Source organism: Pandoraea captiosa, from assembly GCF_902459775.1.
Classification (GTDB): Bacteria; Pseudomonadota; Gammaproteobacteria; order Burkholderiales; family Burkholderiaceae; genus Pandoraea; species Pandoraea captiosa.
The window spans coordinates 610,419-629,997 of sequence record NZ_CABPSQ010000002.1 but is presented as its reverse complement, the minus strand read 5'-3'; the positions used below and the strand labels follow the sequence as shown (position 1 = coordinate 629,997).

Here is a 19,579-nt window from a genome sequence, read left to right as displayed (position 1 = left end):
CTGCAACCTGAGCCGCAGCCGCCCCTTCACGCCAGTTAGAGCACCACCTTGACCATCGGGTGGCTGGTCAGCTTGCGGTAGATGTCGTCGAGATGCGCCTGCGAATGCGCACGGACCGTGACGGTCAGACCGAGGTACTTCCCCGAACTCGACGGACGCATTTCGATCGTGGCCGCGTCGAACTGCGCGTCGAACTCACGCAGCAACTCCGCAATCGCCTGCGCAAAACCGTCCTGCGCATGGCCCATCACCTTGATCGGGAAGTCGCACGGAAACTCGATCAGACTCTTCTTCTCTTCCGTCGTCATAGTGCCTCCTTGGCGCGTTGATACGCCGCATAAAGCGCGCGGAAGACCGGACCCGGTTTGCCGTCGCCTACCGGCTTGCCATCGAGCGAGACGACCGCCAGCACTTCCTTCGTGGCCGACGTGATGAGCAGTTCATCGGCGTCGCGCACTTCCGCTTCGCTCACCGCCCGCTCCTCGAACGCAATGCCGCATTCCTGCGCCAGCGCTTCGAGCGCGCCGTAGCGAATGCCTTCGAGAATACGATTATCGCGCTGCGGCGCGGCCATTGCACCGTGCTTGATGACCCACACGTTGCTCGACGACGCCTCGGTGAGCAGCCCGTCACGGAACTGGATGGTCTCCTGCACGTCGTGATCCGCCGCGTATTGCGCCATCAGCACGTTGCCCAGCAGCGAGGTCGACTTGATGTGGCAGTTCAGCCAGCGGCGGTCTTCATGCGTGACTGCGCCAACGCCCTGCTCCACTTTCTCGCGACTCGGCAGCGTGAGCGGCGTGGCGATGCCGAACACGGTCGGCGTCACATCCTTCGGGAAGGTGTGCGCGCGCGGCGCGACACCGCGCGTGACCTGCACGTACACGCTGTGCGGATCGGCCGCGCACGTGGCCGACAGGCGCGCGAACAGCGCCTCCCAGTCGGCACGCGTGTACGGGTTGGCGATGCGGATCTCGGCGAGACTGCGCTCGAGGCGGTCCAGATGCTGCGCAAGGCGGAACGGCTTGCCGTGATAGACCGGCACGACTTCGTAGATGCCGTCACCGAAGAGAAAACCTCGGTCGAGAACGGAAATCTTCGCGTCGGCGAGCGGCACCAGTTCGCCATTGAGCCAGACGGTGGGGTTGTTCATGATGCTGACGTCTTCCGGATTACTTCTTCACGAACATCAGGCGCAGGGCGTCCCACGCACGGCCGATGAAGCTGGCCTGTGCCACGTCGCTCAGTGCGACGACCGGGAATTCGGCCAGCTGCTTGCCGTCTGCCATGACCTTGACGGTGCCCACCTGCGCGCCGTTGGCGATCGGTGCGATCAGCGGCTCACGCAGTTCGAGCTGCGGCTTGATCTTGTCGGCGACGCCCTTGGGCACGGTGATGAAAGTGTCCTTCTTCACGCCGATCTTCAGCTCGCTGTCCTTGCCCTTCCAGACCTTGGGCGTGGCAACCACCTGGTTGGCGCCGTACACGCGCAGCGTGTCGAAGTTCTGGTAAGCGTAGTTCAGGGCCGAGAGGCTGTCCTGCACGCGCGCACGCTCGGTCGGCTCGCCGACGACCACCGACAGCACGCGGCGGTTCACGCCCGGTGCGCCCGGCAGCGGACGCGACGCCGTCGACACGAGGCAGTAACCGGCTTCCTTCGTGTGTCCCGTCTTCAGACCGTCGACGGTGGGGTCGAGGTACAGCAGACGGTTGCGGTTCGGCTGGCGAATGTTGTTGTACGTAAAGCTCTTCTCCGAATAGACCTTGTAGTACTCGGGGAAGTCCTGAATCATGCGCGTCGAGAGCGTGGCGATATCGGCCACGGTCGTGTAGTGCTGCGGGTCGGTCAGACCGTCGACGTTCGTGTAGTGCGTGTTCTTCAGACCCATGCGCTGCGCGGCACGGTTCATCAGTTCGACGAAGCCCGGCTGCGAGCCGCCGACGAGTTCGGCCAGCGCGATGGAAGCGTCGTTACCCGACTGGATGATCATGCCGTAGACCAGGTCGTGCACCGAGACCGGCTTGCCTGCCTCGATGAAGGTGCGCGACTCGTCGCGGCCCACCTTGCGCACCGACTCGCCCGGAATCACCGTCTGCTCCCACGAAATGCGCTTGTCGCGCAGGGCTTCGAAGACCAGATACGTCGTCATGATCTTCGTGAGCGAGGCCGGCTCCACACGGGCGTCCGGGTCACCGGAGGCGAGCACCTGACCGCTGGTCACGTCGACGATGGCCCACGCCTTGGCCGTCATCGGCGGCGGCGGGATTTGTTGAGCACGGGCGGGAAGCGTAGCGAGCGAGCCACAAGCGACAATCGCCGCGGCGACGGCGGCACGGGACAGCGAAGCGTTGAATTTCATTGGCGATGAAGAAAACGAAGTGAGCGATGTAAGACTCAGGGGCATCTGCGCTTGAAAGAGCGCCGTGCAACCGACGCTTTGGCGAGCGCGGCACGGCGAAGGAGACGGCGGCACCGGAGCGCCGGAGCCATGCCTGTCGGGGACATAGACCCGACACGGCACGACATGGTTCAGAGGCGAATTATACCCGTCGCGATTTCACGTCCCCAGCGAAGCGAGCGCTGGCTGTCGAAATTGCGCGAAATTCTTCGGGGATGTATCAATGACGCCACGCGTCGACCACGATCTGTTTCAGCAGAGGCAACAGGCCGTGGAAGAAATGCTCGCCACCGGGGATTACCACGACCGGCAAGGTTTGCGGACGCGCCCAGTCGAGCACCGATTGCAGCGGCACCGTTTCGTCTTTTTCGCCGTGGATGACGAGCGTGTCCGCCGGTACTGTCGCCACTTCCCAGTTGCTCGCGGCGGTGCCGACGAACACCAGACGTTGCGCGGGCGTGCCCGCCGCCTCCAGCGTTTTGGCCACGTGCGAGAGCACGAACGTGCCGAACGAGAAACCCGCGAGCGCGAGCGGCAGCGTCTCCCAGCCCGGCTGCTGGCGCATCCAGGCAATGACCGCGAGCAGATCGTCGCGCTCGCCGATGCCCTTGTCGTGCTCGCCTGCTGTCTTGCCTACGCCGCGGAAGTTCGGGCGCACGACGGCGTAACCGAGCTGGACGAAAGCACGGGCGAGCGTCTGCGCAACCTTGTTGTCGAGCGTGCCGCCGAACAGCGGATGCGGGTGAGCAACGAGCGTAATGCCGCGCGGCGCGCCCGCCGGGCGATCGATGGCGATTTCGATGGCGCCGACCGGGCCGTCGATGGTGAAGCGTTCAGTCTGAGCGTTCATGAGCGATGGTGATCTGAAATGCGGAGCTGCCGAATCCGTCGCGGATCAGTCGATCAGCAGGCGCTCGACGATTTCGCCTTGCGCCAGATGCTTCTCGACGATCTCGTCGATATCGGATTCGTCGATGTACGTGTACCAGGTCCCCTCGGGATAAATCACCACGACCGGTCCCTGTTCGCAGCGATCGAGGCACCCGGCCTTGTTCACGCGCACCTGACCGGGCCCCGCGAGACCGAGCTGTTTGACCTTCTTCTTGGCGTATTCCTGCATCGACTGCGCGTTGCAGTTCGCGCACGACGGGCGGTCGGCACCCGGTTCGCGCTGATTGAGGCAGAAAAACACGTGATGCTTGTAGTACTGCGTGGGGGTAGTCATGTCGGATTTGCGGGGGAATGGGCGACTTAACGACACGCGGCAAGCGTGCTGCTGACGGTTGCGAGCCATTCTAACCGACCTTCCCGGGCCATTGCGGCACGCCCGGCAGGCGGGCCGGGTGGGGCGTCGCAAGTGATTGCGAAAATGCGGATTCCGGGACGGACCGCCCCGGCGTGTCGACGGCGCTGCTCGCCCGGCGCCCATGCCTGCGCCGAAGCTGTCGAACTGTCCGAAGGGACCGGCTGGGTCCGCCTGGGTCCGCCTGGGTCCGCCTGGGTCCGCCTGGGTCCGCCTGGGTGCGCCTGGGTCCGCCGGGTCCGCCGGGTCCGCCGGGTCAGCGAAGACGGCGTTGTACCGCCATGAACAAGGCGCAGAAACCTGCCAGACAGGCGAAGCCGAAGAACACGTTCACGCACGAGAGCACCAGCGCCTGCTGCGAGGCGAGGCTGCCGACCCACGCGGACGCCATGTGCGCCGCCGTCGCCGGATCGACACTTGCCGCGAACGTCTCTTGCGCCTGCGAGACTGCGGCGTTGTAGGCGGGGTTGAGCGGCGTCATGGCGGGCGTGAGCTGATGCATGAAGACCGCCTGACGATCCTGCATGAGCACGGCCATGACGGACACCGACATCGAGCTCACCAACTGCCGCACGATGTTCTTCGTCTGGTAGCCGTGCTGGAACACGTATTCGTCCATGCCGCGAAACGTCAGCTCGGCGATCGGAATCATGGCGAACACACCCCCCAGGCCGCTCAGCACCATCGGAGCAATCAGCCACGCGCTCGACACGCCCTGATAGCTTTGCGAGAGCAGAAACGCGTAGCCCAGCAGACACAGATAACCGAGCAGCACGAAAGGCTTGAGTTGCACGAACTTCGGGCGCGCCAGCGTGTACAGGACCGCGACGACCAGACTCGTCACCGAGGCGACTGCCTGCAGATAGCCCGTATGTTCCACGCTCCAGTTCAGCCCCTGCTGCATGTAGATCGGGAACAGATACGAAGTCGAGTAGGAGAAGAAGTAGTAGACGGCGTACCCGCCCAGACCGAGGACATAGACGGGGTTGCGCACCAGCACGCGAAAGTCGATGAGCGGCTTGTGATGCGAATACTGATGCCACATGTAACCAATCGCGCAGACGGCGCCTACCAGACACAGTTCAAGCAGATGCAGCGGATTGGAGAAGAAATCGAAGCGCGAACGCTGCATCATCACTTCGACGAACAGCACGCCCGCGGCAAAGAACACGATGCCACGCATCTCGAACTCGCCTTCGTCACGCAACCGTTCACGGAAGTCTGGAATGACGAGCCACGACGCGAAGGCGCCGGCCAGCGCAATCGGCACCACGGCGAAGAACACCGACGACCACAGGAAGTGGTCGACGAGATAGCTGGCAAGCAACGGTGCGGAAATCTGCGCGCCGAAGAATCCGTACGTGAAGAAGAGCAGCGCGCGCATGCGCAGTTCGGGCGCAAAGCACAGGTTGATGAGGATACGACTGGCGGTGAACAGCGATCCCGCGCCCAGTCCGAGAATGAATCGTGCCACGGCGAGTTGCGTCGGGTTATGGGCCATGCCACACAGCCAGGCGCCGAACGCCATGAGCGTCAGCGCACCGGTCAGGAACCCGCGATAACCGAGGCGCGCCGCGAGCCAGCGCTGCTTGAGAATGACAAGGATGCCGGCTACGGCATAAAGGGTGGAGACGAAGGCGTACTCTTCGGGCGCCGCGCCGACGCCGCCCGCGATATGCGACGACGCGAACACGAACATGCCGTTCTCCAGCATTTCGATGCCCGTCGCGGCCGCAATCACGGCCATCAGCACACGCTGCCGTGTCCTGTGCGCAAACGCCAATCCCCAGGTGCTCATCCTTCCTCCAATTTCCTCCCAATGAAAACCGCCCGGGATCTCCCTGAGGATGCCGGGCGGTCATGGCACATCAAGTATCAGCGTGCCTTACACAGAAGTTTAGGAGTGGTGCGTCGTCTCACCAAGGGGTTGCAGGCCAATACGCTATTTCCAAAATGGAAACAATCATGAGCGCGCCCTCCGAAGGCGAATGGCGCTTAGCGCTGCTTGCCGACGCTACGTGCAGGCCCGTGATGGCTGGGATCGAACATCGCGAGCAGATAGATCAGTACGAGGTACGGCCACGTCCAGGCGAGCCAGCGGGCGAGCACGTTAAAGTGCACATACCGCCCTTGCCGCCATGACTGAAGCGCCGCTTCGTAGTATGGGTTGGCGGGCAGAAGATTGACGAAGACGAGCAGCACCACGAGTGCCGCCAGCGCGAGGGCACCGCGAAGCGCACGCGGCCCGCGACCGGCCACTGCGAGCACCAGCGCGCCGATGACCAGCCCGTAGATCGCCCCCGCCGTGACCCAGTCGAACGCTTGCGATGGCGAGAACTGCCATGCCGAAGCGATGGCCTTGATCGCGAACGCGCTGATGAACATGGCGCACAACAGCGGCACGCGCGGCGCCGAGCGACGCATCGCCAGCGTAGCGAGCAAGCCGGCCAGCACCGTGCCGCTTGCCGTGACGACCGTTTCCCACAACGCGTGGCTGGCCACCGCATCGAGCGCCGACAAGTAGTCCTGCAATTGCCCGAGCTTCGGCACCCAGTCGAGCACCAAATTCGTAATGTCGGGGTCCTGCCAAAGCCAGATCTGGCGTACGAGATCGCCGTCGCCGAAGAGAAATTGCTGGGGATAGGCTTGCGCCCAGGGCCACAGCGCAAGCAGCACGAGCAACAGACTCGCGTGCCGTTCGAACCATGCGAAACGCAAGTGCCTGAGCCACCCGCGATCGAGCAGCGGGCTCGTCAGCGGCACGGCGATCGCGCCGCCGATGAGCGCGCCGAGGGCGTTCGTCGCCAGATCGACGTTCGACGCTACGCGCGTCGGCAGATACGTCTGCAACGCCTCCATGCCGCATGAGAGCAGTGCGCCAAGCACGAAGGCCGCGAGCACCGCGCGCGTGCCGCGCCACGCCGGATGCAGCGCCAGCACCGTGAGCACGCCGAGCGGCATGTAGCCGAGCACGTTGGTCACGACGTCGAACATCGTCATCCAGCGCGGAAGCGGCGCGAAAAGGTAGTCGAAGGGGCCGACTGCGGCGCGTTGAAATTCGAACGGATAAAGACTCGCGTAAGCCACCAGCAGAATCAGACACAGCAGTGCCTGGCGCGTGAGCGGAGACGCGCGTCGTTGCCAGGGTTTGATGTCATGCTCCGGCATGGGCGAGACAGCCCGCTATCGTGACGGTGCCGCCGCGCGCGCGCCCGACGAAGGCGGCAACGCGGACGATGTCGCTGCCGGGATTGCGCGCGTTTGCGCGGGTGCGCGGGTCGTGGCCGAGGGGGCGGGCACGCGACCGGCAAGCCACTGAATCAATTGACGCTGTACGCTGTCGCTCGCCGTGGCGAGCGCTTTCGCGCCACCGGCCGCATCGGCAGTGGCCGCAGGCGCCTGGCCCCGAAGCGTGGTCTGGGCAAGCAGTTTCGGGCCATCGAACAGCGTCGCCCGTACCTGCACCACGCCGTGACTTGCCGAGGTGCTGTCAAAGTACTGCGCGAACTCCTCGATGTCGACCCGTACCGCAGGCGCTGCCGTCGGGTCTCCTGCAGCGAGCACGATCCGATCGACCGCCAGGGCGGCGCGCAGACGGTCCCCGAACAGCCGTGCGGGCGAAGACAGCCAACGGCTATTCGCATACACACGCGCCTGATCGCCCTCGCTCGCAGGCAGACGGTAATAGATCATGTCGGAGTCAAGCCAGCTGGGCGCATTGACGACGACCTTGAGCGGCGACAACTGCGCCGTACCGGCAGCGGCGACACCCGACGCCGGCGCATTCACGCCATTCACGCCATTCGCGCCGGTCGTGTCGCCCGACATTGAAGCCCCTCGGCCGTTGTTCTGAACATCGGTGCCAACAAGGGCCAACGCAGGCATTGAGGGCGGACCGAGATCGAAGCGCGCCAGCGAAGCCGACGGCGCCGGGGCAGCGCAGCCCGCCACCAGCAGCGCCGTACCCATGACCATACCCACGACCCTACCCAACGTCGTCAAGACCGCCGTAGCGGCCCGTTTCGTCGCGTCACGGACTGACAGGTTGGCAGTGCTCCGCTCGGCATCGCGCCGCCGTGTGTTGAAGCCACGCGGCGGATTCGCATCATCACTCGTCTTGTTCAGTTCGTTCACTGTTGTTGTCCCAGTACCGTCGAACGTGCCGTTCGTCTCCTCAGGCTCGACCGCGTCAGGCCGGACCGCCCCAACCCTTTTCATCGATCCGTTCGGTTCACCCATGTCGATATCCTCTTGCATGACGGTGTCGCACCTCACTGACTTGCCCCGCCGGTGGCACCCGGCCACGTGAAACCGGTCTCACCGGGTCCCGGCGGCGGCGGCGTAGTCCCGAACAGTAGAGCGCGCGGGTTGCGATTGATCGTCTCGGCAGCCTGCCCGACTGCCTGCGAGGTAAAGCGCAGGTCGTCGGAGAGCCGGTTAAGCCGCGGCAGCGCTTCCTGTTGCAGCGATCCTTCGAATGTTTGCATCGTGCCCTGGAAGGCCGCAAGACTCGACGTCGCCTGATCGGCCGCACGGCCCACACTGTCCAGATTGCGCACGAGCGGACCTTGCGGATCGGTCAATTGACTCGTCAGGCGATGCGCGCCCGCGAGCGTGCCGTTCAACTCGCGCACCGTCTCCGGCAATTGCTTCGTGACGGGCTCCAATTGCGTGGCCACGCGATTCACGCTCTGCGCCGCCGTCTTCACGCTGTTGATGGAATCCAGAATCGCCTGTCGGTTCTCGGGAGCCAGCAGCTTGTTGACCGAGGAGGTCGCCTCTTCCAGTTGATGCACGAGATTGTTCCCGCGCCGCTGGAGTTCGTCGACGAAGCTCGGGCGCAACCGCAACTGCGCGACCTGTGTCTCCGACGACGGCAACAACGTGCGATCGTGTCCGTCATCGTCGAGTTGCACGAACGCCAGCCCCGTTACCCCCTGATAGCTCAGCGTGGCGAACGTCGACTTGGTCATCGGGGTACCTTCGTTCACGAGGATGCGAATCAAGATCTGCCCGGGCTTGCGCCGATCGAACTTGATCGATTCCACCTTGCCGACAGCCAGCCCCCGGTAGCGCACCGCCGACTCCGGATTGAGGCCCGTCACGTTGGTACTGGCAACCAGATCGTAGGGCACGCGCACACGGTTGTCGCGATTGAACCAGTACACCGAAGCGGCAACGGCGGCGAGCAACAGCAGGGTGAAGAGGCCCGCCATGAAAGCGTGCGATTTATTTTCCATCGTCGAGTAACTCCGAAATCTTGGCGCGTCGTGCCGCAGGCAAGGCCAGCAAAGCGCGTCTGCCACGCTCACCGAGGAAGAAGGTGTGGATGAACGGATGGTCGACACACACCACGTCTTCGACCGGTGCATTGACGAGCACCTTGCGCTCGGCCAGCACGGCCACGCGCGTGGCGAGCATCATCACCGTATCCAGATCGTGCGTGACCATGACGACCGTCAGGCCGAGCGAGCGATGCAGGCCGCGAATCATGTCGACGAACTCGTCGGACGCCTGCGGGTCGAGACCGGCGGTCGGTTCATCGAGGAAGAGCAGCTCCGGCTCAAGCGCAATGGCGCGCGCAATACCGACACGCTTGATCATGCCTCCCGACAACTCGGACGGCATGCGATTGGCCATCCGTCCCGACAACCCGACCATCTCGAGTTTGTACATCACAACGTCGCGAATCAGGTCTTCGGAGAGCGTATGCAACTCGCGCAAGGGTTGCGCAATGTTGTCGAACACCGTCATGGCGGAGAACAGCGCGCCACGCTGGAACAACATGCCCGAGCGACGGCGCAGCAAGTGCGCCGTGCGCCGGTCGATCATCGTGATGTCGTGACCGAACACCCTGATATGCCCGCTCGTGGGAGCTTCCAGTCCGATGATCTGTCGGATCAATGTCGTCTTGCCCGACCCCGACCCGCCAACCAGCGCGATGATTTCGCTCTGGCGCACCGTGAGATCCAGATGCTCGTGGATCGTGTGGGTGCCGTAACGCTTGGTGAGATCGCGAACTTCGATGACCGGCTGCGCCTCCCCCGGCAACGTGGAGGACACGGGGGGACAACTGGCCGATGCGCCGAACAACACATCGCCTGCCTGCGACGGCACGGCCGCCGCGGCAAACGATGCCGGCGAAGCGGAAGATGCGGAAGATGCGGATGTATCGCGCGCAGTGGAATCGCTCATCACCCGATCCCCACGTTACGGAACAGAATGGCGAAAACGGCATCCGCCAGAATCACAACCGTGATCGAAGTGACGACCGACTGCGTCGTGCCTTCGCCAAGACTCTGGGTATTGGGCTTCACGCGCATGCCGAAGTGGCATGCCACCAGTGCAATCAACATGCCGAAGACAACGCCCTTGCCGAGACCGATCCACAAGTTCGCGATACGAACGGCATTCGGCAACGTGGTGAAGAAGTAATGCAACCCGATGCCGAGTTCGTACTTTGCCGCGAGCGCGCCCCCGAGCAGCGAGACGATGTTCGTCCACATGACCAGAAGCGGCATGGCGATGGCCAGCGCGATAACCTTGGGCAACACCAGACGCAATCCATGCGGGATATCCATCACGCGCATGGCATCGAGCTCCTCTGTCACGCGCATGACGCCCAATTGCGCGGTAATCGCCGAGCCGGAGCGTCCTGCGACAAGAATCGCCGAGAGCACGGGGCCGAGTTCGCGGATCACCGCGAGGCCCAGAATATTCACAATGAAGGTACTGGCCCCATACAACTTCAACTGCTGGGCGGACAGGTAAGACAGCACGATACCGATAAGGAACGCCACCAGCGCGGTGATCCCGAGCGCGCGGGTGCCGGCGCTGTAGATGTTCGCTGACATTTCCAGCCATGGCGCGCGCGACGGGTGACGGACAACGCGGCCGAGGTCGATCACGAAACGTCCGAACATCGTGATGCCGTCACGCAGATGTTCGCCGAGGGTGAACAGCGAGTAGCCCAGCCGGCTGACCGGATCGACGCGACGCGTAGGCACCGGGCTCTGTCGCGTGCGGTCGAACTCGGCAAGGTGATCGAACAATGCGCGCTGCGTGGGGGTAAGTGCGATGCGTTCGGGGTACTTGCGCTGCCAGTAGCGCCATAGCGCTTGCGCACCTACGTGATCCAGACGCTCGACACACGTCAGGTCCCACGCCAGCTCTGCGCGAGGCAGGGCGCGGACCAGTCCCAGCAGCGTCTTCTTGCGCTGCGAGAGCGCCAGCGCCGTCCACAGGCCGCGCAGCATGACCACAGGGCCTTGCGCCGAGGTGGTCAGCTCGAGAGTGGGAACGGCATCGAGGTTCAAAACGTTGGATCTCCTGACGAAAAACTGGCCGGAATGCGGCGTGAATGCGGCGCGAATCCGGCATGAATCCAGCAAAACGCGGTCATTGTACGGTACAGGTGCGACCTGTCGATGGCAACCCGGCGCGGGCTGAAAACCCGCCGGAATTGTCTGATGCATGCCTCGGATCATGCCGAAATGCGCGATCCGACGCAGGACAGCCCGGCACAGCACAAGCCTCGCCGCTACAATAGCAGCCATGAATAACGCCGCATCCTCTTCCCCGGACACGCCCGGCACTGCGACACCTTCCGCCCCGTCGGAAAGCCAGTCCAGCGGGGGTCCGACGTCGCCGATGACTGCACCCGCGCGTCAGCTTGACGGCGAGCGCATACGGTCCCGTCTGGTCACGTCATGCAGGCGCTGGCAGGTCGAAGTCGTCGACGCCACCGGCTCCACCAATCTTGACTTGCTCGCACGGCTGCGCGAAGACGCCTCGTGCGCGCCCATCGTGCGCGCAGCGATGCATCAAACGGCAGGACGTGGTCAGCGCGGACGCGTCTGGCAGAGCCTGCCCGGCGACAGCCTCACCTTTTCACTCGCCTACGTCATGCCCGGTGGGCCGGCCGAACTCGCGGGGTTGTCGCTCGCGACAGGGGTTGCCGTCGTCGAGGGACTCTCCGACCTGCCTTTATCTGCACCGCAGGCCCTGGGCCTCAAATGGCCCAATGACGTGCTGCTGCGTGGCGGCAAGCTCGCAGGCATTCTGATCGAAACCGTGCCGGCAGGACCAGGCCGCATCGGGGTCGTCATCGGCATCGGGGTCAATCTTCGACACGCGGGCGATGTGGCGACGCGCATCGACAGCGCTGCCGCTGCCGCGCGCGCATCGGCCTCGTCAGGTCTCGCGACGCCCGCGGCGTCCGCCCCCTCGGTTGACCGGGCACGCGCCGCGACCGAGACGCTCTCCACCGCCCCGACGATTCCCGCCACGCCACCGGCGGCCCTGGAATCGGTGCTCGCGGAACCGGACATGTCATCGGTCCTCATCGCTCTGGTGCAACGTCTGGCCACGATGCTCGAACGGTTCTCGGCGCAACGGTTCGCAGCATTTCGCGAAGACTGGGAAGCCATGCATGCCTACGGAGGATCGTCGATTCGCGTGATCGAACAGGGTCGCGACGTGTTGCACGGTGTGGCGCTTGGCGTCGATGCTCAAGGATGCCTGCGGGTGGCGACGGACGAAGGCGAACGCACGATCGCCAGCGGCGAAGTCTCGGTGCGCTTGCTCGATCCGTCGTCGAGCGTTGCGGCGTCGGCCGCCAGAGGAGTTCGGTAATGCCTCGATCACGGCAGACATCCGCGCAACCAACGCTCACGTCGCACGGTGCAAAAAACACGCGCATAAGCGCCGCCCCCTGGTTGCTCGTTGACGCAGGCAATAGCCGGATCAAGTGGGCGCTGGCGCCCGCAACGCGGCCTGCGAACTGGCGCGCGGCGGCGCCGTCGTTCCTGGCCAGCGGTGCCGTGGACCACGCGCAGTGGCGACTGCTTGCCACGCAGATTCGTGCCGGGTGGGCAACGCTGAATTCGGACGCCCCGAATACCTCGGATACCTCGGATACCTCGGATACCCCGGCTACCTCGGGCGTCCCGGGCAGTGACGCTATGGACAGGTCCCGAAGCGGCCGGCACTTTGCCCCCAATGCCGCGCCGCTGGCGCTGGGTCAGGCCGGTCGCAGCGCGCAGGACGACGACTTCGTCTGCCCCGCGCCCGCTGGTGTCTGGCTGACGAACGTCGCCGGGGATGCCGCAGAGCAGGCCGTACGCATGACGTTGCAGACGTTGTGGGGCATGGCGTCTGCCGACTGGTTGCAAGTCCTGCGAGCGAGCGAGTCGATTGCGGGCGTTCGCAATGGTTATCGTGAGCCGACGCAACTCGGCAGCGACCGATGGGCAAGTCTTATCGGCGCACACGCCGCGTGGCCGGACGAACATTTGCTGATTGTCACACTGGGCACGGCCACCACCGTGGAGGCATTGCGTGGTGACGGCCAATATCTCGGCGGGCTGATTGCCCCCGGTCCGGCGTTGATGCTGCAATCGCTCGCGCAAGGCACTGCACAGTTGCCGACGCTGGAGGCGACCATGCCGCCGGGCGGGCAGGCCTTCGCGCGCAGCACCGCAGAAGCCATTCTTCGCGGATGCGCCGCTTCTCAGGCGGGTCTCGTGGAGCGCAGCCACGCACAGCTGGAATCGCAACTCGGCGCAACGGTGCGCTGTGTGCTGTCGGGCGGCGCACGTCATTCGCTCGCGCATGCCCTGACGCTGCCGTTCACCGAACACGATCAACTCGTAACGGCGGGCCTTTACGAAGTCGCGCTGCGAACGGCCAACGCGTCTGTGGCTCGCCACGCCGCAACACCCAAAGACGTGGCCACTGCGGCAGCCAACGAGGTAGCCACTGAATCAGCCAATCCGGCAGCCGCTACGAAAACTGGTACAACAACCGATACGTCAACTGATACGAAAACTGATACCCCGGCAAGCACATCACGCGACGCCGGGCACGCAGACGGAGGCGTCTGAATGTTGCGCGCGTTATTGCTGGTCATGTTTCTTGCTGCGAATGCAGCGCTGGTCGCCGTGCAGCTGGGCTGGCTGAAATGGCGTGACGTGCTGCCCGAGACCGGTCGCGAACCGGCACGTGTCACGACACAGGTCGACCCCGCGCGCGTTCGCCTGACCGGCGCGCAAATCAGTGGCCCGACATCAGCCAGTACCGCCACTTCGGCCTCGGGGGCTTCCGAGGCTCCCGGTGGCGCAAGCGGCCTCCAGGTGACGGCCTCTGCAGCATCCGCCGCCGAGGCGGCAGCGAGTCATGCGCTCGCCACGACGGGCCCCGGCGCGGTGTCGGGCGAACCTGCCGCGTCGCAGGCCCCGGCCGCCGCGGTCGCCGTGACAGCCTCCACCTGCCTCGATGTCGGGCCGTTCGCGGCGGCTGACGCGCAACAAGCACGTGGCCTGCTTCTCGCGGCCCTCCCGGCAGGACAAGGCGATATTCAGTCGATCTCGGTCGACAAGCGGTATTGGGTGCATCTCGATGCAGTGCCGAACAAGGCCGCTGCCGACAAGCAGGTGGCGCAACTGCGCGCGGCTGGCGTGACGGAGTATTTTCTGGTGAACGACGAGGGCTCCACGCTTGTCGTCTCACTGGGCCTGTTCAATGACAAGGATCGTGCGACGCGCCTGATGGCGGCTGCGCAAAAGAAAGGCCTCACGCCACAGCTGAGCGAGAGGCCGAATGCCAGGAGCCGAATCATCTACCGCATCGCAGGCATCAATGCGAATGCTGCGACCCAAGTCCGAGGGGTCGTCACCCAGCAATGGTCGGCACAGTTGGTCAAGGCTTGCCCCACCCCCGCGGGTAGCCCACCCGCTGGCGTGCATTAGCCCCGCGCCTGCCCGTCACGATACGCGCCTGAGTTCCACCACTGGCCGCACTACGCCCGTGCGCGTACCGCGCGCGTTCTTTACGACGGGTGTAACCCACGGGGCCAGGCCGGTATCCTCGGGGGTTGTCACGAGACCGAGCGCCTTGAGTACCGCAACGGCGGCGGTGTAGAGCGCACGCATATTGCCGTCGACGACTTTGATTGCGATACCCAGGCCGGCCGAACGCACGCCAATAGTTTGCACGCCGTCTGCGCCAATCTTCGCCACCCAGTCGCCCGGCGCCATGCGCATGAACGCCAGGTCGTTGCGCGCCGTGCCGGACACCATCTCGGGCTGCTGCGTCATCGCGGCAAACAGCGTCGAGAGCGCGGCCTCGTCGCTCGCGGCAAGCCGCGCGTACGCCGCAGCCAGCTTGTCGAGCGGCAGCGCGTAATTCGGCGCCGAGCATCCGTCGATACCCAGGGGCAACGCATCGCCTTCGAGACCCACGACATTGCCCACGCGCGCGCGAATCTTCTGCTGCAATGCGTGATTCGGGTCGAGATAACTATCGAGCGGCAGGCCATGCTGCACGCAATATGCGAGAAAGCCCGCGTGCTTGCCCGAGCAATTGTGATGCAGCGGCGTCGGCTTCAGATCGGCCGGTGCACGCTTGCCGGTCGCGGAGTAAAACGTCGGCACGTGGCACCCGCACTGCAAGTGGCGTTCGTCGCAGCCGGCCTTGCTCAGCAGGCGCTTCACACCGTCGACGTGGAACGATTCGCCGGAGTGGCTGGCGCACAGCAAGGCCAGTTCCGCCTGGGATAGTCCGAAATACGCAACGCCGTCGCCCTCCACGAAGGGGAGTGCCTGAAACGGTTTGAGCGTGGAGCGAGAGAACGTGAGGAACGAAGGGTCGCCGGCGGCGTATCGCAGGCGGCCTTGCGCGTCGACGACTGCGACCGAACCGTAGTGCACGCATTCGACCGTATCGACGCCATTCGCGCCGCGCGTGACTTCAACGAGAGGTGCCAGGTTCATGATTGCGCCCGCACCTTCTTGAGCAACGACGTGGTGGAGCGTTGATGCTCGAACGGAATGGCCAGCGCCTTGCCGCCCCAGCCGCGCACCAGCGCGGACTCGGGCAGCTTGTCCATGTCGTAGTCGCCCCCTTTGACGAGAATGTCGGGGCGCACGGCGGCGATCAGGGCTTCGGGCGTCGTTTCGCCGAACGTCACGACATAGTCGACGCTTTGCAGCGCCGCGAGCAAGGCGGCACGATCGTTCTCGTTGTTGATCGGGCGATCGTCGCCCTTACCCAAAGTGCGAACCGACGCGTCCGTATTCACCCCGACGACCAGACACGCGCCCAACGCACGCGCCTGCGCCAGATACGTCACATGCCCCCGATGAAGAATGTCGAACACACCATTGGTGAACACGAGCGGGCGCGGCAGCGTCGGCGCGAGCGCGGCCAACGCGTCGCGTGAAAGAATCTTGGCCTCGAAGTCGGCCTGGGGAATGACTTGGGAAGATGACATGACGATCGATCGAAGTAGGCGCGCCTGGGCGCTGAAAATGCGGCACGAGCGCTGACGGTCGGTATTGTCCCACGACGCACCAACAAAAAAGGGGCCGAAGCCCCTTTTTCGCTGATACCGCAACGCTCGGCTCGCGCCGACGCCCGTTCAGGCAGATGCCGCCACGGCCGGTGCCGGTGCAGCCACCGCCGCCAGGCGAACGGTGATTTCCTTGCGGTAGCGGTTCAGGTCCTGCGCCGTCGCGAACGTGCGCTCGAACAGCAGCGACATGTTGTGCAGAATGCGCTCGACCACCTTCTTCTCCCAGCTGTCGTCGAACTTGATCTGTTCGTCGAGCCAGTGCTCGAGCCATTCCGGCTCCGGCAGACGCGACTGCACCGTGTCGTTCGGGAACAGTTCCTTGTTCACATGCAGGTTGGTCGGGTGCAGCGGCTTTTCGGTGCGGCGCGCCGCAGCCATCAGCACGCCGATCTTCGCGAACGCAGCACGTGCGTTATCGCCGAAGTTCGTCAGCGCCTTCTTCATGTAACGCAGATAAGCGCCGCCATGACGGGCTTCATCGCGCGAGATGACTTCGTAAATGTGCTTGATGACCGGCTCGGTGTGCCACTCGGCAGCACGGCGATACCAGTGGTTCAGACGGATTTCACCGCAGAAGTGCAGCATCAGCGTCTCGAGCGGCGGCGCCGGGTCGAACGGGAAGCGCACGGCGTGCAGTTCTGCCTCGGTCGGTACGAGATCCGGGCGGAAGCGGCGCAGGTACTCCATGAGCACCAACGAATGCTTTTGCTCTTCGAAGAACCAGACGCTCATGAAAGCGGAGAAATCGCTGTCGTCACGGTTGTCGCGCAGGAACATCTCGGTGGCCGGCAGCGCCGCCCATTCCGTGATCGCATTCATCTTGATGGTGCGCGCCTGATCGTCGGTGAGTTGGCTCGCGTCGAACTTGTCCCACGGAATGTCCTTCTCCATGTTCCAACGCACTGCCTCCAGCGACTTGTACAGTTCGGGATACAGCATTTCGGTCATTTCAATTACCCCCAAGGTCGCGAGACCTTACACCAGGACTCAAGATAGTATTGTGAAAGTTTACGCCGAATTTCGACAGACAAAACGGTGAGCGTGTCACGGTCGGCCCCCGCCGTCCGGTTCCACGTCTTGAACCCTGCCGTCGCATAAGGACGGCGATTTCACGCCTGTAATCTGGCCGCATCCTGGCGATATGGCTTAGAGCGACCCTACTAAAATATGGGCAAACTCTTGAATCATAACATAATTCCCCTTCATTTCCGTGACGTTTGACACTCACGTGACGGTAATGCGTCGTAATTTTGACGCGAGTCAAATTGTCACGCAAAGCCCCTAAGCTCAAGGGGGCGGCGGACTTCCCCGAACGCGCGCTGCAACCCTGGTCGGCCCCTCTTCGAAACGGCTGGACGAAGCGGCCGACGGCGGTTCGCGCCTTGTGCAGCGGCGCATCAGGGTATCTCCTTGTGCCTGCGATCTGCGCGAGTCGCGTTCGATGGTCTACGCTGGAGACATTCTGGCGATATTCGTTACCCAGTTGCGACACCTCTCGAGCGCTGAGCCGATTGTTTTGAGGATAGTTCTCAGTCGCAATTACGCAACACGCATAACACGCATAACACACGTATTACGGGCAGACGCCCGGCCAACGTAGCCGGACGTCCCCAACGGGCCCACCGACTCGACTGAATCCTTGCGCGATAAGGAGCCGAGCATGGCACTTCGAGCACATCGGGCAAGCCGGGCGCGCCTGACACATCAGGCATCTCGTCCCGCTTTTGCCGTTTGGCTGCGCACCGCCTGCTTTTTGATGGCGGTCGCGACAGCTCCCGTCGCGCAGGCGTTCGACGCCGGCCAACTGGCCTCACAAGAGGTCCCCGCCGCCCATCTGGTCGGACAGGGGTCGTTCTCGCGACTGGGGTTCCATCTCTACGACGCAGCGCTGTTCGTCGGCGCCGAGCGTGTCGGCCCGAACTGGAGCGCCCATCCCCTGGTCCTGGACGTGCGCTATGCGCGTAGCTTCAAGTCGCGCACACTCGTGCAGCGAAGTCTGATCGAGATGAGCAAGTTGCAAGTGGGGACGGACACCGAACGGCAGCACTGGGCCGACGAACTCGCCCGCATCCTGCCCGACGTGTCGGCAGGCCAGCACATCACGGGGGTTTTCCGGCCCGGAGACGGCACACGCTTCTTCTCCGACGGCAAGCTCATCGGCCAGATCGCGGGCGACGCCTTCGGTCGCGCCTTCTTCGCAATCTGGCTGGACCCGCGCACCAGCGCGCCCGACCTTCGCGCGGAACTGATCAGCGACGCTCGCTGACCCGCGCCCGGACTCGTCGCCTATGGCGCTATGGAAATCGACCACACGGCAGCGCTCACGCGCCTTACACACTACGTCGAGACCCTGACACGTCAAAGCATCGACAATCTGGGCGAGTTCTACACGCCCAACGTCTACGTGAAGACACCGCTTCACGAAGTTCGCAGCGCTGCCGAAGTGGCCGGACTGCTCACGCATCTGTTCGAGCGCCTCGACGTGCCGCGCATCGAAGTGACCGCCCAATTGCTGCAACACAATCAGGCGCTGATCGTCTGGAATCTCCACTTCCACGCCAGGCGTTGGCTCGACGACGAGCAAGTCATCCACGGCGCCTCACACTTGCGTCTGGCCGTGGACGGACGTGTCGCCTATCAGCGCGACTATTGGGACGCCACGGAAGATCTCTATCTGAAGCTGCCCATGCTTGGCCGCCTGATACGGTGGCTGCGTCATCGACTTTTCCGCTGATTTTGCCTTAGACGTTTCCGCCAACGTCTCCTTCGAGGCCGGACCCGGCTCCTTGCCGCCCCGTCCATGGCTCAAGGGCAGTTTTCTTCCCGACGGCAGTTTTATTCGGCAGTTTTATTCAATACGCAGCAGACATCCCCGCCTACAGTCGGAGTCCAGCACTGACCGCACCGCTGCGGACGTGCTCGCAACGAGGATTCCGATGACAATTTTCTATTCGATGGCCGCCTTCGCGCTGGCCGCCTCCATCACCCCCGGTCCCGTCAACGTCGTGGCGCTCGGTTCGGGCGCGCGTTATGGCCTCGTGCCGAGCCTGCGCCACGTGACCGGCGCGACGGCGGGATTCGTCGTCCTGCTCGTCGCCGTGGGCTTCGGCGTCTACGAACTGCTGCAACGCATGCCGGCGTTGATGCAGGCGATTCAGTGGTTCGGCGTCGCGTTTTTGCTGTACATGGCGTACAAGCTGGCCGTTGATGACGGCGAACTCGGCGACGCCGACCCGCAGCGCGGTCCGTCGATGTCGCACGGCGCCGTCATGCAATGGCTCAACCCGAAAGCCTGGCTTGCCGCGCTGGCGGGCATGGGCGCCTACACCGGCGGCGACGCCAGCCGCATCTGGCAATTCGCGGCGATCTACTTCGTCGTGTGCTGGTTGTCGGTCGGATGCTGGGCGGCGGCGGGGGCGATGCTGCGTCATCACATGCGCCACCCCAGGCGCGTGCGCCATCTGAACCGGGTAATGGCCGCGTTGCTCGCAGGCAGCGCGGTCTACCTCGTGGCGGCAGGGTGAC

Annotated in this window: 20 protein-coding genes and 1 pseudogene; 7 read left to right on the top strand and 14 right to left on the bottom strand. The window is 64.1% G+C overall.

What is annotated here, in order from left to right; translation table 11 throughout:
- Positions 1-35: 35 nt before the first annotated feature.
- The 11 genes from PCA31118_RS08080 to PCA31118_RS08030 all read right to left on the bottom strand — a co-directional run bounded on the left by PCA31118_RS08080 (position 36) and on the right by PCA31118_RS08030 (position 11,018).
- Positions 36-308: an HP0495 family protein gene (locus tag PCA31118_RS08080; RefSeq protein WP_044453667.1), complete on the bottom strand. Its 273-nt coding sequence runs from the start codon at positions 306-308 to the stop codon at positions 36-38.
- Positions 305-1,153, bottom strand: coding sequence for a D-amino acid aminotransferase (locus PCA31118_RS08075; protein ID WP_150624656.1), 849 nt, complete (start codon positions 1,151-1,153; stop codon positions 305-307). The genes PCA31118_RS08080 and PCA31118_RS08075 overlap by 4 nt, the downstream gene beginning before the upstream one ends.
- A gap of 19 nt (positions 1,154-1,172) precedes the next feature.
- Positions 1,173-2,360: a D-alanyl-D-alanine carboxypeptidase family protein gene (locus PCA31118_RS08070; protein WP_052810869.1), complete on the bottom strand. Its 1,188-nt coding sequence runs from the start codon at positions 2,358-2,360 to the stop codon at positions 1,173-1,175.
- A gap of 259 nt (positions 2,361-2,619) precedes the next feature.
- Positions 2,620-3,249 (bottom strand): alpha/beta hydrolase, encoded by a 630-nt coding sequence (locus tag PCA31118_RS08065; protein ID WP_150624654.1) that lies wholly within the window; start codon positions 3,247-3,249, stop codon positions 2,620-2,622.
- 45 nt (positions 3,250-3,294) lie between these two features.
- Positions 3,295-3,624, bottom strand: coding sequence for a (2Fe-2S) ferredoxin domain-containing protein (locus tag PCA31118_RS08060; protein WP_150624652.1), 330 nt, complete (start codon positions 3,622-3,624; stop codon positions 3,295-3,297).
- A 334-nt stretch (positions 3,625-3,958) separates the two neighbouring features.
- Positions 3,959-5,500 carry an MFS transporter gene (locus PCA31118_RS08055; protein WP_150624650.1) on the bottom strand — a complete coding sequence of 514 codons (1,542 nt, stop codon included), beginning with the start codon at positions 5,498-5,500 and terminating at the stop codon, positions 3,959-3,961.
- A gap of 197 nt (positions 5,501-5,697) precedes the next feature.
- The gene (locus tag PCA31118_RS08050; protein ID WP_150624648.1) at positions 5,698-6,870 is read right to left on the bottom strand and encodes a VanZ family protein; all 1,173 of its coding nucleotides are present in this window, start codon (positions 6,868-6,870) and stop codon (positions 5,698-5,700) included.
- Between the two features lie 15 nt (positions 6,871-6,885).
- Positions 6,886-7,677 (bottom strand): ABC-type transport auxiliary lipoprotein family protein, encoded by a 792-nt coding sequence (locus tag PCA31118_RS08045; protein ID WP_174990384.1) that lies wholly within the window; start codon positions 7,675-7,677, stop codon positions 6,886-6,888.
- Positions 7,678-7,973: 296 nt separating this feature from the next.
- A complete protein-coding gene (locus tag PCA31118_RS08040) occupies positions 7,974-8,942 on the bottom strand; it encodes an MlaD family protein (protein WP_150624644.1) in 969 nt (322 codons plus the stop codon).
- Positions 8,932-9,897: an ABC transporter ATP-binding protein gene (locus PCA31118_RS08035; protein ID WP_150624642.1), complete on the bottom strand. Its 966-nt coding sequence runs from the start codon at positions 9,895-9,897 to the stop codon at positions 8,932-8,934. Before PCA31118_RS08035 ends, PCA31118_RS08040 begins: the two co-directional genes overlap by 11 nt.
- Positions 9,897-11,018, bottom strand: a complete 1,122-nt coding sequence (locus PCA31118_RS08030; RefSeq protein WP_150624640.1) for an MlaE family ABC transporter permease — start codon at positions 11,016-11,018, stop codon at positions 9,897-9,899. The genes PCA31118_RS08035 and PCA31118_RS08030 overlap by 1 nt, the downstream gene beginning before the upstream one ends.
- A gap of 334 nt (positions 11,019-11,352) precedes the next feature.
- Here PCA31118_RS08030 and PCA31118_RS08025 point away from each other — a divergent pair, with 334 nt between their 5' ends.
- The 4 genes and pseudogenes from PCA31118_RS08025 (at position 11,353) to PCA31118_RS08015 (ending at position 14,450) form a co-directional block, all read left to right on the top strand.
- Positions 11,353-12,336 (top strand): biotin--[acetyl-CoA-carboxylase] ligase, encoded by a 984-nt coding sequence (locus PCA31118_RS08025; RefSeq protein WP_174990383.1) that lies wholly within the window; start codon positions 11,353-11,355, stop codon positions 12,334-12,336.
- A 65-nt stretch (positions 12,337-12,401) separates the two neighbouring features.
- A pseudogene (locus PCA31118_RS27630) lies at positions 12,402-12,608 on the top strand (hypothetical protein); the annotation flags it as partial.
- Positions 12,609-12,665: 57 nt separating this feature from the next.
- The gene (locus tag PCA31118_RS08020; protein ID WP_425495339.1) at positions 12,666-13,586 is read left to right on the top strand and encodes a type III pantothenate kinase; all 921 of its coding nucleotides are present in this window, start codon (positions 12,666-12,668) and stop codon (positions 13,584-13,586) included.
- Entirely contained in the window at positions 13,587-14,450 is an 864-nt protein-coding gene (locus PCA31118_RS08015) for an SPOR domain-containing protein (protein WP_150624634.1), read from the top strand.
- Positions 14,451-14,465: 15 nt separating this feature from the next.
- Here PCA31118_RS08015 and PCA31118_RS08010 read toward each other — a convergent pair whose 3' ends face one another.
- The 3 genes from PCA31118_RS08010 to PCA31118_RS08000 form a co-directional block, all read right to left on the bottom strand.
- Entirely contained in the window at positions 14,466-15,473 is a 1,008-nt protein-coding gene (locus PCA31118_RS08010; protein WP_150624632.1) for an asparaginase, read from the bottom strand.
- Entirely contained in the window at positions 15,470-15,973 is a 504-nt protein-coding gene (gene rfaE2, locus PCA31118_RS08005) for a D-glycero-beta-D-manno-heptose 1-phosphate adenylyltransferase (protein WP_150624630.1), read from the bottom strand. The genes PCA31118_RS08010 and rfaE2 overlap by 4 nt, the downstream gene beginning before the upstream one ends.
- Positions 15,974-16,120: 147 nt before the next feature.
- A complete protein-coding gene (locus PCA31118_RS08000) occupies positions 16,121-16,993 on the bottom strand; it encodes a ferritin family protein (RefSeq protein ID WP_174556777.1) in 873 nt (290 codons plus the stop codon).
- A 721-nt stretch (positions 16,994-17,714) separates the two neighbouring features.
- On the opposite strand from PCA31118_RS08000, the gene PCA31118_RS07995 reads away from it, so the two are divergent.
- From PCA31118_RS07995 to PCA31118_RS07985, 3 genes are all read left to right on the top strand, one after another.
- Positions 17,715-18,320: a chalcone isomerase family protein gene (locus PCA31118_RS07995; RefSeq protein ID WP_150624628.1), complete on the top strand. Its 606-nt coding sequence runs from the start codon at positions 17,715-17,717 to the stop codon at positions 18,318-18,320.
- A 30-nt stretch (positions 18,321-18,350) separates the two neighbouring features.
- Positions 18,351-18,788, top strand: a complete 438-nt coding sequence (locus PCA31118_RS07990; protein ID WP_150624626.1) for a nuclear transport factor 2 family protein — start codon at positions 18,351-18,353, stop codon at positions 18,786-18,788.
- Between the two features lie 202 nt (positions 18,789-18,990).
- Entirely contained in the window at positions 18,991-19,578 is a 588-nt protein-coding gene (locus PCA31118_RS07985; RefSeq protein ID WP_150624624.1) for a LysE family translocator, read from the top strand.
- The last annotated feature ends 1 nt before the right edge of the window (position 19,579 follow it).